The organism is Parasutterella secunda (genome assembly GCF_016901835.1).
GTDB lineage: Bacteria > Pseudomonadota > Gammaproteobacteria > Burkholderiales > Burkholderiaceae_F > Aphodousia > Aphodousia faecavium.
This window is the reverse complement of record NZ_JACJKX010000001.1, coordinates 265,854-281,997: the sequence shown is the minus strand read 5'-3', so window position 1 is coordinate 281,997 and position 16,144 is coordinate 265,854. Positions and strand designations below refer to the sequence as shown.

The following is a 16,144-nucleotide window of genomic DNA, read 5'->3' as shown; positions in this document are numbered from 1 at the left end:
TGTTGTCCTTGGCCATGTTCTTAATCCTGCAGCCTCATTCTTCTGTCTGCAGTTTCGAGAGTTTTGCTCAACGCACCTATTTGCCCACAGAGCAAACTCTTAATCCAACAGCCATTACCAGGCTGTTCCAATCCATCAGTGATGAACAACGCTTCTCCTATCTCAAACGTCGCGCAGCTCACAGCCAAACTTTGGTCGACGGCGGTTACTGGGCTTTTGACACCACTTCAATTTCCTCCTTTTCTAAGACTATCCGTAAGGTTAAATACGCTAAAAACAAGGAAGAGGATTCACTGCCACAATTTAACATTGCCTTGTTGCTCGATGAGATTAGCGGAGAACCGGTTTTCTACAAGGTTTTAGACGGTTCTTTGAATGACTGTAGCTTATTGAGGAATCTTTTTTTGGACTTAACTCAATTGGATTTAAATCCCATTCAGTTAATACTCGACAGAGGTTTTTTCTCGCTGAACAATTTAACCTCCATGCTTAAACAGGATATCGGTTTTGTCATTGGAGCCAAACGCAACTCGTGCTTTATACAAGCAACGATGAAACGAGCGTTGCCCGCATTGAGGTTATGCCACCCCAGAGCCTACCGAGAAGAAATTCAAGCCTTCTGCTATACCGAAGCGATGCCGTGGGTCATCAATACTCGAACGAGCGGCCGCAGCGATCAGACAGTTTATATCCACGTGTATTTCAGCAAGCAAAAGGAAACGGACGATATTGAAAATACTCTGCAATCTCTGACTCGATTGAAGCAAAAAGCGATAGAGAGTGGACAGGCGCCGGACGATCCCCTTTTTAGGCGCTTTTATAAAAAAGACTCATTGGGGCATTGGGAGCTCGATGAGATGCAGTGGGCTCAGTTTAGAGAAACAGCCGGTTTGATTGTGCTGATGAGCAACACGGTTAAGGACGCAGCGGCGGCTTTATTAATTTATCGAAATCGGGATACGGTGGAAAAAGCTTTCTGTAACTACAAAGATCGATGCTCCGGGCGAAGAATGAAGTGTGAAGAGAAAGCCCTGGAAGGAAAGGTGTTTGTTACCTACTTGGCTCTGAGCTTACTTTTGATGCTCAAAAAACGTCTCAGTGACAAAAAACTGCCGTCAGATAGTACGCCGAAGTATCTGGATATATTGAGTGGAATCAAACTTTGGCGATTGGATGGCACAGTCAAGCGCTATTGGGATGAAATCTCCAAGACCAACCGTGAATTGATATTGGGCGCTGGAGTGGATCTGCCTAAAAATATCATCTAGTTGATGAAAAGTTCAGGATTAATGTACAAAGTATTCTGAGGATATAGGAAGGAAACTATAACGAAAAGAGACCGTCAATGCGGTCTCTCATTCAGAATTTAATGGTCGGGGCGGCGGGATTCGAACTCGCGACCCCTTGCACCCCATGCAAGTGCGCTACCAGGCTGCGCTACGCCCCGACGTAAGGATGGGAATATTACACAATCCCATCCCATTTGGCAAACAATTTGTGATCCCTGCCTCTATTTTTTCTTCCACACAACAGACGAACCGTAAATGAACGATTGATCTTGATTTTTCGGGACTTTCATACCGATCGTAAAGCCGTGTCGTTCACCGGGCAAGGGCGGCACCACCAAGTGGGAAGTATCCACCTTGGGCTTTTCTTCCTTAACCGGTTCTTCTTTTTTCTCTGATGTAGAAATCGGCAAATCCCCGATCTTAGGACTGGGCTGCAGGAAATTGTCGCTATCCACACCGATCGCTCCCAAGTCGTAGGAATGAGGCGCCGTGACTTCTTCCTGCACCTCTTCTTCATCAGCTGCCTGTGCAGCCAATGCCTCTTCCTCGGCTTCTTTCGCCAGGAGCTCGTTTAAATCTTCCGATACCAAGGCGAAATTTTCTACCGCGTCACGTTCGGCTTTCTCCTTGGCCTGCTGCTCCCGGCGCAAGGACTCCTCCAGCGCGGGCGAATTCAAAATATTGCGGATGGCTTTAAGTTCAGCAAGTGTAGCCGCCAGATCCAACACAGGTTCCTTAGGCTTCATCTGCAAAGGCGCACTCGCCTTTTCATCCAAAATTCCTTTGACCTTATTTTGGACCTGCAATTCATGGATCTTATTGCGGGCACCCAGGATGGTGTAGTGCTCTTCATAAAGCAGGTGCTGAATGGTGCGAATGAGCGCCACGTCTTCCGAGCAGTAGTAACGGCGATTGCCACGCTTTGTGGGCCGCAGCTGCGGGAATTCCTGCTCCCAGAAGCGAAGCACGGAAGGATTCACACCGATGGACTTTGCCACGTCCCCAATCGGAAGGTAGCGCCCCAGAAGTTCTTCTTCCGGAGCATCCAATTCGGTGAGCTCGAAGTCCTTTGACTCGCCCTCGAGCATGCGTACCGGTTCTTCAGAAGCCATAATGGTCCTCCCGAAGCATTAAAGGTTAGTGTTGGTTTCGCGCAAAGAGGGGTGGGTCTTAGCGACCGCTTCCTTCAACTTCTGACTGGCATGGAAAGTCACCACACGGCGGGCCGTAATCGCGATCTCTTCACCGGTTTTAGGATTACGACCGGGACGTTGAGCTTTGTCACGCAATTGGAAATTGCCGAAACCGGACAATTTCACCGTGCGACCTTTTTCCAACGCTTCACGGATTTCATCGAAAAAAGCATCCACCATCACTTTGGCATCACGCTTATTCATGCCCATACGGTTAAAAAGCATCTCCACCAAATCCGCTTTTGTCATGGTTTTTGTTTCCATCTCACTCTCTCTTTAGTCGTGATTTTTTACAATGCGAGCATTGTACCAAAGAAATGATTTTCCTTTGATTTTTCAGCTATTTTTTTACTTTTTAAACTGATCGGGGCCTCTTTGTTACCAAAAAGGCCCCGAATTCTGAGTTTTAAACTCAAGACTTACTGACGCAGCACGGCGCCTTGCGAAGCCAAAGCGTCGACAACTGCCTGCAGAGCCCCTTCGGCCTCTTCGCCCGAATAGTTTTCATCTTCAGGCTGAACCGTCAGGCGGAAGGCCATACTGGTTTCGGCAGGTTTCCCGTCTTCGGCCTTCTTGTGATAAAGGTCAAAGAGATCAAGGGAGACAAAACCGGTCAAACGCTTGTCGGTCTGAGCGGCCTTCGTAACAGCCAGCTGCAACGCTTCAAACGTGACCCCGTGCGGCACCACAACACTGACGTCACGCATCACGGGTTGGAACTTACTCACAGGCGTATGCCACGGCACGCTCTTCGGAAGAATCGAAGCCACATCCACTTCAAACACGATGGGCGCGTGAGGCAAACCGTACGTTTGTTGAAGTTTGGGGTGCAACTCGCCTACAAAGCCGATTTCCTTACCATTCAACAGGATGGCAGCGCTGCGACCCGGATGTAAAGCCGGGAAGGTCTTAGCCACAAACGTCGCATTTAACGGTGCGAGCAAGCGTTCCACATCACCCTTACCGTCAAAGAAGTCCACTAAACGAGCGGGCACTGCCCATTGTTCACCCATCGCGTCGCCGTAAAGAAGACCTGCGATACGGACCGGTTGATCAACACCCTTGACGGAATGCTCAGTTGTTTGAACCGAATCATCACGGCGGAAAATACGGCCCACTTCGAAAAGCTTCGCGCTCGTGACCTTACGGTTGAGGTTGTATTTCAGGATATCCACCAAGCCGCCGATCATCTGCGTACGCATCACGGACAGTTGGCTCGCAATCGGATTGAGTAATTCGATCGGATGGTCGTTACCGGCAAAATCCTTTTCCCATTCACGGGGAACGAAGCTGAAGTTAATGAGTTCCTGATAACCCAAATCAGCCAACTTCATACGAAGGCTGTGCACGCTTCGCATGCCTTCAGGGCGCGTGTGCATATAAGCACGGGCCTTGGGCGGCACATCGGGCAACTTTTCATAGCCCACCAAACGGGCCACTTCTTCAATCAAATCTTCTTCGATTTCAATATCAAAACGGTAAGTCGGCGCTTTGACATGGAAGACTTCATCGGCAAGCGTGAATTCAAAGCCAAGACGCTTAAAGCACTCAGCCATAGTGGCGGTGTCAATATCCATGCCGATGACCTTGCGGGCACGATCGGCACGCATGGTGACTTCATGGCGTTCAGGCAACACTGTTACCGCATCAATCACCGGACCGATAGCCGTGGTGTCCGTGCCACAAATTTCCGTGACCAAACGCGTGATGTACTGCAAAACCCGTTCGGTTTGGCCGAAATCCACACCGCGTTCATAGCGATAGGCCGCATCGGTCGAGAAATTCAGACGGCGGCAGCGGCCCTGAATGGCTTTTTGATGCCAGAAAGCCGACTCAATCGAAATGCAGGTCGTCTCATCGGTGACCTTCGTATCTTCGCCGCCCATGATGCCTGCGAGCACCTTGGGACCGTTCGCATCACAAATGACACCGAACCCCGGGTCCACGTCCACGGTCTGACCATTTAAGAGTTCAATCTTTTCTCCTTCTTTACCCCAACGGACTGTGTAGCAGCCGCCCGCAATCTTCTTGGCATCACTAAAGTGCGTCGGAATACCCGTTTCCAACATCACGTAATTGGAAATATCCACGAGTGCAGAAATACTTCTTTGACCGCTACGTTCCAAACGATCCTTCATCCATTGCGGTGTCGGAGCATGGATATTGAGGTTATCAATGCGTCTCGTCGTGTAGCGGCCGCACAAATCCGGTGCTTCAATCTTAATGTCGATCTTTGTATCGGAATTGGCGGGCACTTCAGGCATTTCAGGCAACGTCAACGCCGCACCGGTAATGGCATGCAGATCGCGCGCCACACCGATTAAGGACAAAGCATCGCCACGATTCGGGGTGAGCTTGATTTCAATCTTTTTATCGTCCAAGTGGCAGGCCGTGCGGATATCTTCACCCACTGTCAAGTTATCGGGCAAAATCCAAAGACCGGTGTGATCTTCGGTAATACCCAATTCGCGAGCCGAGCAAAGCATGCCCATGGAGATTTCTCCGCGCATCTTTGCCTTTTTGATTGTGAAGTTACCCGGTAACACTGCACCGATCTTGGCGCACGGCACCAAAATGCCCTCGCGCACATTGGGAGCGCCGCAGACAATCTGTAAGGGCTCGCCGCCCTCGCCCACATCCACTTGACAGATATGCAGGTGATCGGAATTTTCATGATCTCTGACCGAGAGGACTCGAGCAACCACCACGCCGCTGAAGGCCGGGGCCACAGAACTGACCTCTTCGACTTCAAGCCCCGCCATCGTCATGGCTTCACACAACTCTTCCGTCGTCAGATCCGGATTAATGTAGGAACGTAACCAGCTTTCGGAAAATAACATCTTGTTTTCTCTTTAAAAATTGTTGAGCCATTAACGATTAAATTGCTTCAAAAAGCGCAAGTCGCCTTCAAAGAAAAGACGCAGATCGTCAATACCGTAACGCAGCATCGTCAAGCGCTCCAGGCCAGAACCGAAAGCAAATCCGATATAGCGTTCGGGATCAAGGCCGTAATTGCGAACCACATTGGGGTGCACTTCGCCGGCACCGGAAATTTCCAACCAGCGACCTTTCTTCGGCCCGCTCGTAAACATCATGTCGACTTCGACAGAGGGTTCGGTAAACGGGAAGTAGCTCGGACGGAAACGAACCTTCAGTTCATCGGTTTCAAAGAATTGACGCAAGAAATCCGTATAAACGCCCTTTAAGTCAGAAAAGCTCACGTCGGTGTCAATCCACAAGCCTTCGACCTGGTGGAACATCGGCGAGTGAGTGGCGTCACTGTCTACACGATAGGTTCGACCCGGAGCGAGCACCTTGATAGGAGGCGTGTGCGTACGGGCATAACGAACCTGCATGGGAGAAGTGTGCGGGCGCAGGGGCAAAAGCTTGCCCGTTTCGTCCTTCATATCCACGTAGAACGTATCCTGCATGGAACGAGCCGGGTGGTTGGGAGGATTATTCAAAGCGGTAAACGAGTACCAGTCCGTTTCAATTTCGGGGCCGTCAGCTACATCAAAACCGATGGAGCGGAAAATTTCCTCAATGCGCATCTGCGTCATCACCACCGGGTGAACACCGCCTTGCGGGTACTTCCGACCGGGCAACGTCACATCAAGCGCTTCAGCAGCCAGGCGGGCTGCCAATTTTTCGTTGGCCAACTCTTCACGGCGGGCTTCAAGCGCTTGCTCGATGGCACGCTTGGCACCGCCTAAGGCTTGTCCCATTTCACGCTTTTCTTGGGGCGTGAGTTTGGAGAGACCTTTCATCAAAACCGTAATGGAACCGGTTTTTCCTAAAAATTTAGCCTTCGCGTCTTCCAGAGCGGCGGGCGTCTGAGCCTCGGCAAAAGCGCTCTGAGCTTGGGCGATGATCTGGGACAAATCTTGCATAATCATTCGCTTGTCATAAGTCAAAGAAAGTTTTAATTATAGTCCGAACAATTTCGCTTTTCAGCCTGATTTTCAAGGCTTTTTCCTTAATTTCCTTCCCTTTTTCCGATCAAAGAGGAAGGCAAAAAAATTGCTCGGACAGCTCGATATGAGAGTACACTGGAAGTAAGAAAAGAGGCAAAAGTTCCGTCTTCACAACATGTTGAATTTTAAGAATTTTTTGCATTCTCTCTCGATTATCAAACATAACATGGAGATCTGATTTATGCGTGTGATCATTCCTGTTGACGGCGGCAAAGATTGCCGTGAAGCGATTCGTTTTATTGCCTCGAAAAAAGAGTGGTTGCAACAAGACAAACCCGAAGTGGAATTGGTTTATGTTCAAAAACCGGTCATTGATTCTTCAAGCGAGCGCGGTGAAATCAATCTGAAGTTTTTCTATGAAGTGAACGCTCAAAAGCTCTGGGCCACTCTTGCCCCCGAAATTGAAGCCTTCACTATCCCGGTTAAAAAGACTTCACTCACGGGTCATCCTGCGCACATCATCCCTGAGTATGCCAATGAGCAAAAGGCAGATTTGATCGTGATGGGCGCAAGAGGCTTAAGCGCTATGCAAAACCTCTACCTGGGTTCGGTATCGTTATCGACCATTGCCTCCTCCAAGTGCCCGGTCCTCGTCTTCCGTCAAACGACGGAAGTCAAACCCTCAGGCCTTCACATCGGTTTGTCGGTTGACGATTCCCCGTTCGGTCCCAAGTGCGCCGATTACTTAATTGCCCATCGTGAATTTTTCGGCAAGGACGCCACCTTTGAAATCATCAACGTCGTGCCCGATGATCCGCCCTACGCTCCGGATTTCGTCAATGAAGGACCGATTCCGCCGCAGATGACGTGGGAAGAAATTCAAGGGCTGGAATTTGACGCTTCTGTGAAGATCCCTGTTGAAAAATTCGATATCGCAGGCGTTCCGGTCAAAGCCGTCAAGTTAATCGGCAATCCTGAAGATGTACTTCCGAAGTATGCCGATGAGCACCTCGACGTTATGGTAATGGGAACTCACGGTAAGGGCGCTCTTCGCTCACTTGTATTCGGCAGTTCCACGCGCGCAATGATCGCTGCCACTAATCTGCCGATTTTGGTTGTTCCGAACGTCGAATAATCAAACTTTTTTCCGATATTGAATGCCTCCCGGAGGGGATTAAATCCCGTCCGGGATTTTTTTGCCTTTTGTCAAAGATTGGTAAAAACCCTTAATCGTTTTTACTAGATAGGCGTACACTGAAATTGTAAGAAAGATTACTCAATAATATTTATAAGTTATTGAGTTATAAGGGTTTATTGACGACAAAAGGGAGTGTTTTATGCGTGTATTAATTCCTATTGACGGTGGTGCAGACTGTCGCGAAGCGATTCGATTTGTGACGAGCAGAAAGACTTGGCTCGAAACTCAAAAGCCTCAGATTGAGTTGCTCTATGTTCAAAAAACTTATATTGAACATCCGACCGAAGAAGGCGACTTTGACGTTCAGACCTGGTACTACGACGACAAAATCAAGAAAGTGTTTGACGACATGGCAGAAGACATTGCCACTTTGCCTGAAAATGTCATCAAAACCAGCAAAATCGGTCATCCCGCAAAAGTCATTGCCGATTATGCCCGTGAAATCGGTGCTGATCTGATCGTGATGGGTGCTCGTGGTTTAAGTGCTCTGAAGAACCTCTATTTGGGCTCGGTCTCTTTGGGAGCTATTGCCCAAGCCTCTTGCCCGGTTTTGGTTTGCCGTGAACACTACACGCCGCGCGATGAAAATCTCACCATCGGCATTGCTGTTGACGGCTCCGGGTTCGGCGATCTTTGCACAAAATTTGTTGTTGAAAACAAAGAGCTTTTCGGCAAGAACGCCTCCTTTGAAGTGATTTACGTTCACGCCGATGAAGAGACCGTTCCTCTGGAATTACTCGATAAGGGCATCAAAGAGCTCGATAAGCTTCTGCCTAAGTATGAAAAAGAAGAATACCTGGCTGCCATCGAGTCGCCCTTGGCACAGTTAAAAGCCGCCGGTCTAGAAGCTAAAGCGGTTGAACTTCGCGGTTCACTGCAAACTACGCTGACTCACTACGCAGGTGAAAACCTCAACATGGTTGTGATGGGCTCTCATGGTAAAGGCCGCATCGGTCAGCTTGTATTCGGCAGTTCAACCCGTGCCATGGTTTCGACCTGCAGAATGCCGATTTTCATCGTCCCCGGTGAAAAGAAATAACAAACGAAAAAACTCGTATTTAACGACATGAGATTTGCCCCTGGGTTTTCGAATTCAGGGGCGTTTTTCTTGCTTCTGATAAGATGGGAAATTATCGATTTGCTTCAGTTACCGCTATGTCCTCATCAACAAAAATATTAAATTCAATCAAGAGTCGTGCCCTTAACAATGAACCTGTCACCCTTAATGATTTACTCGAAGCCGCTCAGGCTCCTTTAGATGAATTAATAGAGGCTTCTCACGAGGTAACGGTGGCGCTTGCCAATCCCATTTTCAATTTTTGTGCCATCGTTAATGCAAAAAGCGGCAAATGCTCGGAAAACTGCCGCTGGTGCGCTCAGTCCCGGCACTTTAATACGAAGTGCGAAGTCTATCCGTTGCTCGATGCCGAGAAAATTATCAAGTGCGCCAAAGCTGCAGAAGCTTCCGGTGTTACCCGATTTTCGTTGGTGACAAGCGGTCGCAAACTCTCGCCCAGAGAAGTACGGGAAACAGCAGAAATCGTAAAAAAATTAAAACAAAACACTTCGGTTGAAATCTGTATTTCTGCCGGACTTTTAACTTACGAAGAGTTTTTGCTGTTAGCCCGAGCAGGAGTTTGCCGCTGCCATTGCAACCTTGAGGCCGCACCGAGCTACTTTCCTTCGGTTTGTTCCTCTCATCACTTCGAAGACAAGGTTAAAAGTCTTTTGGCTGCCCGTCGGGCAGGATTGGAAATTTGTTCCGGCGGGATTATCGGTATGGGAGAAGACAGAAAAGCCAGGGCTGAGCTTGCACTGACCTTGAGAACTTTAGACGTCCCTTCCATACCGATTAATATTTTGGAGCCGATTCCCGGCACACCTCTTGAACATATAGAGCGGATTTCGGAAGAGGAAATTTTAAGAAACATTGCTCTATTTCGTTTTGCCAACCCTAAAGCTTATTTGAGATTTGCCGGCGGCAGACGACGCTTATCTGAAAAAACTACACGTCTTGCTCTTTATGCGGGCATTAACAGTGCAATTGTCGGAGATATGCTGACAACACAAGGCACGAGTATTGATCAAGACACATTTTTAGTTCAAGAAGCCGGATACAGAATTGCAACTAACCACCAACCATAAATATTGGACAGTCACTGTCTGATCTTGACAGTTAACTGTCCACTGTTTACCCAACCTTCTTGGACTATTTTCTAACCAGTCGATAACGTTGCTTAGGACTATTTCTGGGTTCAATTGGTTCAAGTAAACCGGTTTGAACCATCCTATTGACATGATTGATGATTGTCTGTCTTGAATATCCTGACATAGTCATCAATTCTTTAGTTGATACACTGCCGAGTTTCTCAAGCTCAGAGAGAATCGCGCTCTCTAAATTCTTCCAAGATCGATCAGAGATTTCTTCAGCAGTTTTTCTTCGTTTTTCAAAGGTCAACTTGAAATACGTAAGAGAATTTAGAACCTTTGGAGGAGGCATTAATGCTGAGGCCAAAGAAGACTCAATGGTCATAAATCCCGTACCTTTGTTTTCAACAACATACCCATCATCATAAGGTGTATACGTCAGGAGTCTGGATAAAAATTCATTCCTGGTAGAAGATATCCCTTCCTTGCCTAAGGATTCCACCGTTGTCGAGCCATATAAACCTCCGGGATTAATAATTTCCAAACGGTCTGAATACAAATTAACTTGAACCTGTGAGCCTCGGCCGCCTTGAGAGTAATCTCGATGCTGCAAAGCATTGGCAACCGCCTCTCTGACCGCAATCAGGGGATAATCTGGAATATCTTTTCTCAGACCACCTTGAATCACTGCCCCTGTATTCATTCTTTGCTGAAGCAACGATAGCGTTTCCATCAGCATATTGGGAATGGAACCGACTATTTCCTTTGAGTCTACATATCTTTCCCCAGTCTTTAAATTGCCTTCTTTAGTCGTTCCTGCATAGACCGTAAAAACAACCTCCAACCGGGGGAAATACTGTTGGGGGAATACCCCTGTTGCTAACAATCCTGCCAAGGTCGGATGAAGTTGCCCTTCAACTCGAGTGCATACTCCCAACTGAATCAAAATGACTTCATCATCGAGCTTACCGAACACTCTCGGAAAAAGTTCTTTAGCTCTTTTAACAATTGCTTTCAGTGAATCTTGGTCCAAATCATTCAGACTTGCCTGTTCAACCGGCTCAATGTCATGCTGAGGCTGATGCCGTTCTTCCAATAATCGATCAACTTCGTAGGACGTTAAATGACGATCCCCACCGCCCGAACGAATAAAAGATCCTTCATAACATCCTCGAGCCGTGATAAAACATGGTTTTCGATCTTTCGGCAATTCATTGACACGTGCAACGACTATCGTTTGCCCCTCGAAAGGAACTTTTTCAATTTCCATTCGAACAACCGGGGTAAAACGATCTCCTATTGTTTGCAACTGTTTATAAATCTTATCTGCATCAAATCCAACTGCTGATCGGAATTTATTGTTCTCTTCAAGTCCTAAAATGATCATCCCACCGTGCATATTGGAAAAGGCGGAAATAGTTTCTGGAAGATTTTTCGGCAACTCCTGAACTGATTTCTTGACCTCCCACCTTTGAGTGTCGGTACCAATACGTCTCATTAAACGAATCGCATCAATTACTTCTTGATTAACAATCATGAGTTGCCTCTTTTTGAGTTACTGTCAAAACCAACAATCAACTGTCTAAGAACTGTCAATTTTAGACAGTAACTGTCTAACTTATACAATTTTTAGTTAACTAATATACAGTATACTAATAAAAAATGATCTGACGCCTTCCTCTCTCTAAAGCCCTCATTTTTAAGGCCTCCCCCGTTATCAATGTTTGTAATCAACCTTTCTAAACACTTCAAAACCTCGTAGATAACGTTTTTTCAACGTTTGTTAAACCGCTCTGAACCAATTAAAACTCGGGCTTACCAACGCAATTACACACGCGATAAAGTTTTAGCTGTAAATGTTATACAGTAACTTTACAGTTCACCTTGATAGTTAGACAGTTAACTTTACAGTTGGACAGTAATCTTGACAGTTGAGTATTCAAATCGGGAAAACCATCATATTGTTAGCCCAGGCGTTGATTGAGCACTGATACCCAAACCACTCAACCGCCACATTACGGAAGGCTTTGAGGTATACCGATTTTTGAGTTTCAAGCTTGTGGAGTTTTTCGATTGTTTCGACTTCCCAACGTTTATGTTCTACTCTCGGATCTTCGCCACGATCCAACTGATACCGACACTCTGCACCGAGTCTTCGTGCTTCTGTAAGGGAAATGTCACGAGGAAAGTACTAATCATGTCGAACCCCGTGACGACTCCAACGCATCAGGTATCGGGTCGTGCCGTTGCGTTTTCTGATGCGCAAACCGACCACTCCACCCACGGCGTAAACGCCGTCATCTAATGTCGAAATGCGCGCCTTGGTCACCTTTTGGTCACCCCTTGATCGTTGTTTTGGTCACCATCTGGACACTCAATACCACGGAATCGCCCTGGTGCCAAGGCTTCGCGCGTGGTGCTTGGTCACCCTCGGGATGTGCAACTGGTCACCCTTTGGGCGAAAAAAGGCAAAAATTCGTGTGCGATTGGGCTCGATCTGAACACGCAATTTTGGCGCGTTTTATCGGGTGGTTGGGATGGGGCGATTGTGCTGGGAAGCCTGCAATTACGAGGTTTGAGGCAATTCAACCCATCGACGGATAAGACAAAGCCCAGATGTTTTAGCACCTGGGCTTTTTTGAATTCTGGTGGCGAGTCAGCTAAAAGTAACTCCCACAAAATCGGGCTCAGCAAACAAAACTTAAAACTTGTGTAAAACCTTGTGTAATTCTACAGAAATATTCATTTTTCGAGCACTTCCGAAATAGGTTTACTCCAAAATCATCTCTTTCGATTAAAGCTCACAAGATACTTTCGAGCCACTACTAAAAACTTTGGAGCCATTTCACAATACCAACTGAAAAACTCATTCCATCCTTTTTCTGTCCCTTTGATATTTCCTGGGGTTTCAACATAGATTCTCAGAGTATGCTTCCCTTCCCCATGCCAAATTAATTCATGACCGATTTCTCGTTCAAAGTCTTGCTTATGAGAAGATAGGTAATCATAAAAATCTCTATTCCAAACAGTTAACTCTGTTCCTATAACTTTACGCTGAGTATTTACCAGGCAACCTACAGCAAAAGAAGCTGATCCCGCCCGTAGGGTTAACCAATGTTGTGGTTTTGTCTCAGGAATACGGAAATATTTTTTAAATTCTTCTTGATTTTGCAAATACTCAACAAATGCGTCCCAATATCGTAATTGCAGTACTTTTGTTTCCGTTAAGTTTTTATTCGACCGCATTTTTCTTTCCCATTCATTTGGCTTTTCGATTAACTCGAACTTTACCGCTGGACGAGATTGACCAATACGTAAAACCTTAATTTGCACAAGGTAGAAACCCATGTCCTCATCAGTATGTTCATTGAGCCATTGGATAGCCTGCTGATGTTCATTGCGAGCTTCCTCAACAATCCAAACTATAAGTTGTGCTTTCTTACCAGCTGCGTAGGTTATGAGTTTCCCAAGATGGTCATGATTTGTTTCTGTTAACTGATTTTCAATGATGACCGTCTTGACCCCATCATCATCCTCAGTTGTAGCCAAAATATCTACGGAAAAAGCCCCCACAGAGGATTCTGTCTCACTAAGTTGTAGATTTCTGCCTATTGCCTCTCCAAGTAGTTCTAAGTTTTCTGACTCACTGAGCCAAGGAGTGAAATTTCTAGCTTCGTCCGGCCAAATAGTTCGTAGATCATCAACCATTTCAATTTGGTCAAGCTCAATCTTCGTATGCTTAGTCATACCATTTATCCCATGCATCAATCTCTATCCAAAGGATGAATCTCCAGTGACGGTAAATTCTTAACTATTTTAATTGTTTCTAAACTGACGGTAATCACTTTTAGGAACAGCTCAAGCGGGTAACGTTCGTTACCTTGTTCGGCTGCGTAGTCATTAAAGTCGTTCACAATTTCCGAAGCTTTGTCGATGCTGACGCAGGCCCGTTCAACTACCCAATCCAAGGCAGACTTTCTATTCACAACGTATTCTTGAGCTTCCAACGGAACATTCTTCACTGTGATCCAATCGTTATATATCAGGGTGCTTTTATCTTTGGCAGCGTTACCGGTCTTCCCTTTGATCTTGGCCCACTTCATCTCTGTAACTCGGTAAGACGGTACTCCCTCTTTGGTATATTCGATTTTGACACCGGCGTATGGTGGGACATTCTCAAAATTCACGTGAAGGTCTGCCAACTTTCGTCCGGCTTCTGCAAAAGCCATGAATTGCTCATACGTCGCCACTCTAGGAATACGGGGCAATTCTTTCATGAGATTGTTGGCGTAACGAGTTCTATAGTCTTCAGAGTGTAAGATGCCGTAGATGTAATAGAAGAGATCATCTTCAGTCATGGCTTTCCCTGGATAAGCCGCTTGGAAGTGAGGCAATGCCTCCTTGGTGATCCCACTGGGCATTTCATCGATGTCATCGAAATCCAAGGCGCTTTTCTTTTCTATTTGTTCACCCGGTAACCAACGAGGGAAACACTGTGCTCCTGCCTCCAGCATATTCAAGTCTGTAATTGAGTTTGTCATTAAACATGTGAATCCTTTGGAGCCTACCCCAGACGAACAGATAACTAGATTTTCGGTTTCTCTCATCGGGAAAATTTTGGGTTGTGAGTACAAACTATGCGTAAACACCTTTGATGAATAATAGTGCTGTTTAAAAAAAGGACGATATAAAGAAGTACGAATCAACTCCTGGTTGAAAATTTGAGTTCGGCCTTGTTTTAAGGGGCTCTTCCAGGCATTGCCACCCCAACTAATACTTGACAAATCTTTTCTTACCCATGATTGCAACTCTTTATCTGACAGTTTTACGTTTTCAGATGCGTAACGCTTAACTTCAAGATTAAAGAAGTTAATCATTTTTTTCACATTGAAAGAAAGCGATTGAATGGAAGAGTTATAAACCCAGCTATCCTTATTAGTAACAACTCCACCGGAGTAATCTTTAAACAAACCTTTTTCAGTTTTCTCTTGTCCAAGACGAATATATTTCTTAAATGATTTCTCCCTGAAGTTAAACCAATCGTTATTTTCGTCAGGGAAAATTTGTTTCATTGAACAGCAGACAATAGATTTATCTTTTTTGAGAGTAATTAATTTCTCTTCTCTTGTCAGATAGTCATCGACAGCATGGAAATAAATTTTTCCATGCTCAGAAGATTCCGGATTTTTAACAAGGAAAACGATTGCTACTGGAGCGCGGCTACCTTCTCCAAAAACTTTTCCACCTTCTTGTCGAGATCGTTCACCTGATGTCCTTTGATTCCCTTTTAAGTGATAAACGTAAATGGAATTAAATTCCTCTGCCATGCATTTGCGCATACCGTCATCACTGGCAGAATCTAACCAACTTGCGTTAGTAACAAAACCGATAATCCCATTCTTACCCAAGCGATCACTGGCCCATCTCAAGGCCAACTTATAACTATCACGGCTAGCCCGTTTACCACCTCTCTTTAGAGACTTCGCCGTATAGCTTGTTTCTATTCGGTTAAAAAGTTCTGGATAATCATCATTAGGATTATCACTGTCTCGACTTTCATCACCTACAGAATAAGGTGGATTCCCGATGATGATCCGAATGTCTTGGCTATTTAGTTCTGCTAATCTGGCGTTATTTTCACTAAGCGTCGTACTAAAGATGTCACTTTGTCGATTATTGGCGAAGGTATCGGTCCAAATCATTACCCTGTTCGGACGGTACACTTTATACGAACGATTAAAGTAAGATTTTTGTTGTGTTCGGATAGAGTCGATCATATAATATTTAAACAACTTTGTACGCGAAATTAAAAACGAACGCCATGTCAAACTCTTCAATTGTTGGCTATGCTCGAGTTAGTAGCGTAGATCAACACCTCGATAGACAACTCGCTCAGTTAAAAGATGAGCACGTAGAGAAATTCTTTGTAGATAAAGTTTCTGGAAAAAATCTTGATCGTCCTGGCTTTGCGGCAATGATGGAATATGTCCGTGAAGGTGATGTGTTAGTAATCTGCTCCATGGATCGATTAGCAAGAAGTCTTATGGATCTCCTAAATGTCACTCGGACATTGCAAAACAAAGGGGTGACAGTCCGCTTCTTAAAAGAAAAAATCGAGTTATCTCCCTCAGGGGAAACTTCAGCCATTAGTAAGCTTTTGATGGCTATGATGGGAGCGGTAGCTGAATTTGAACGTTCTCTCATCCGGGAACGGCAGCAACAAGGAATTGCTCTTGCGAAGGCTCGAGGAGTGTACCGCGGCAGAAAGCCTGTTGATAATGAGCTGCTTGAGGAAGCGAAGCGCCGTATTGCTGCTGGTGTACCAAAAACAAAGGTTGCCAAGAATTTAAAAATCGGACGAACTACTTTATACAAATATCTGAAAGGATAATTCCACCAATT

General features: G+C 45.9%; 13 protein-coding genes and 1 tRNA gene. 5 read left to right on the top strand and 9 right to left on the bottom strand.

Features of this window, described 5'->3' with window-relative positions; genetic code table 11:
* Positions 1-1,268: IS1634 family transposase (locus tag H5985_RS01345; protein ID WP_205049510.1), on the top strand; the 1,268-nt coding region annotated here is incomplete at its 5' end.
* A 102-nt stretch (positions 1,269-1,370) separates the two neighbouring features.
* Here H5985_RS01345 and H5985_RS01340 read toward each other — a convergent pair.
* From H5985_RS01340 to pheS, 5 genes are all read right to left on the bottom strand, one after another.
* Positions 1,371-1,447, bottom strand: a tRNA-Pro gene (locus H5985_RS01340).
* Between the two features lie 63 nt (positions 1,448-1,510).
* Complete coding sequence (locus H5985_RS09580) at positions 1,511-2,401, bottom strand: MerR family transcriptional regulator (protein ID WP_338124941.1); 891 nt, start codon at positions 2,399-2,401, stop codon at positions 1,511-1,513.
* Positions 2,402-2,419: 18 nt separating this feature from the next.
* A complete protein-coding gene (locus H5985_RS01330) occupies positions 2,420-2,746 on the bottom strand; it encodes an integration host factor subunit alpha (RefSeq protein ID WP_205049509.1) in 327 nt (108 codons plus the stop codon).
* Between the two features lie 155 nt (positions 2,747-2,901).
* A complete protein-coding gene (gene pheT / locus H5985_RS01325) occupies positions 2,902-5,322 on the bottom strand; it encodes a phenylalanine--tRNA ligase subunit beta (RefSeq protein WP_205049508.1) in 2,421 nt (806 codons plus the stop codon).
* Positions 5,323-5,352: 30 nt separating this feature from the next.
* A complete protein-coding gene (gene pheS, locus H5985_RS01320; RefSeq protein ID WP_205049530.1) occupies positions 5,353-6,372 on the bottom strand; it encodes a phenylalanine--tRNA ligase subunit alpha in 1,020 nt (339 codons plus the stop codon).
* 265 nt (positions 6,373-6,637) lie between these two features.
* On the opposite strand from pheS, the gene H5985_RS01315 reads away from it, so the two are divergent.
* The 3 genes from H5985_RS01315 to bioB all read left to right on the top strand — a co-directional run bounded on the left by H5985_RS01315 (position 6,638) and on the right by bioB (position 9,739).
* On the top strand, positions 6,638-7,531 hold the full coding sequence (locus H5985_RS01315) for a universal stress protein (protein ID WP_205049507.1): 894 nt from the start codon (positions 6,638-6,640) through the stop codon (positions 7,529-7,531).
* A gap of 202 nt (positions 7,532-7,733) precedes the next feature.
* Positions 7,734-8,633: a universal stress protein gene (locus H5985_RS01310; RefSeq protein WP_205049506.1), complete on the top strand. Its 900-nt coding sequence runs from the start codon at positions 7,734-7,736 to the stop codon at positions 8,631-8,633.
* A 116-nt stretch (positions 8,634-8,749) separates the two neighbouring features.
* Complete coding sequence (gene bioB / locus H5985_RS01305) at positions 8,750-9,739, top strand: biotin synthase BioB (protein WP_239481498.1); 990 nt, start codon at positions 8,750-8,752, stop codon at positions 9,737-9,739.
* A 64-nt stretch (positions 9,740-9,803) separates the two neighbouring features.
* Here the strand turns inward: bioB and H5985_RS01300 are convergent, their stop codons facing one another.
* From H5985_RS01300 to H5985_RS01285, 4 genes are all read right to left on the bottom strand, one after another.
* Positions 9,804-11,279: an ATP-binding protein gene (locus H5985_RS01300; protein WP_205049504.1), complete on the bottom strand. Its 1,476-nt coding sequence runs from the start codon at positions 11,277-11,279 to the stop codon at positions 9,804-9,806.
* A gap of 654 nt (positions 11,280-11,933) precedes the next feature.
* A complete protein-coding gene (locus tag H5985_RS01295; protein ID WP_205049503.1) occupies positions 11,934-12,071 on the bottom strand; it encodes a hypothetical protein in 138 nt (45 codons plus the stop codon).
* A gap of 452 nt (positions 12,072-12,523) precedes the next feature.
* Positions 12,524-13,489 (bottom strand): DUF4268 domain-containing protein, encoded by a 966-nt coding sequence (locus H5985_RS01290; protein WP_205049502.1) that lies wholly within the window; start codon positions 13,487-13,489, stop codon positions 12,524-12,526.
* A gap of 17 nt (positions 13,490-13,506) precedes the next feature.
* Positions 13,507-15,444 carry a type ISP restriction/modification enzyme gene (locus H5985_RS01285; RefSeq protein ID WP_239481496.1) on the bottom strand — a complete coding sequence of 646 codons (1,938 nt, stop codon included), beginning with the start codon at positions 15,442-15,444 and terminating at the stop codon, positions 13,507-13,509.
* A gap of 119 nt (positions 15,445-15,563) precedes the next feature.
* Between H5985_RS01285 and H5985_RS01280 the strand changes: the two genes are divergently transcribed.
* A complete protein-coding gene (locus tag H5985_RS01280) occupies positions 15,564-16,133 on the top strand; it encodes a recombinase family protein (protein ID WP_205049500.1) in 570 nt (189 codons plus the stop codon).
* The last annotated feature ends 11 nt before the right edge of the window (positions 16,134-16,144 follow it).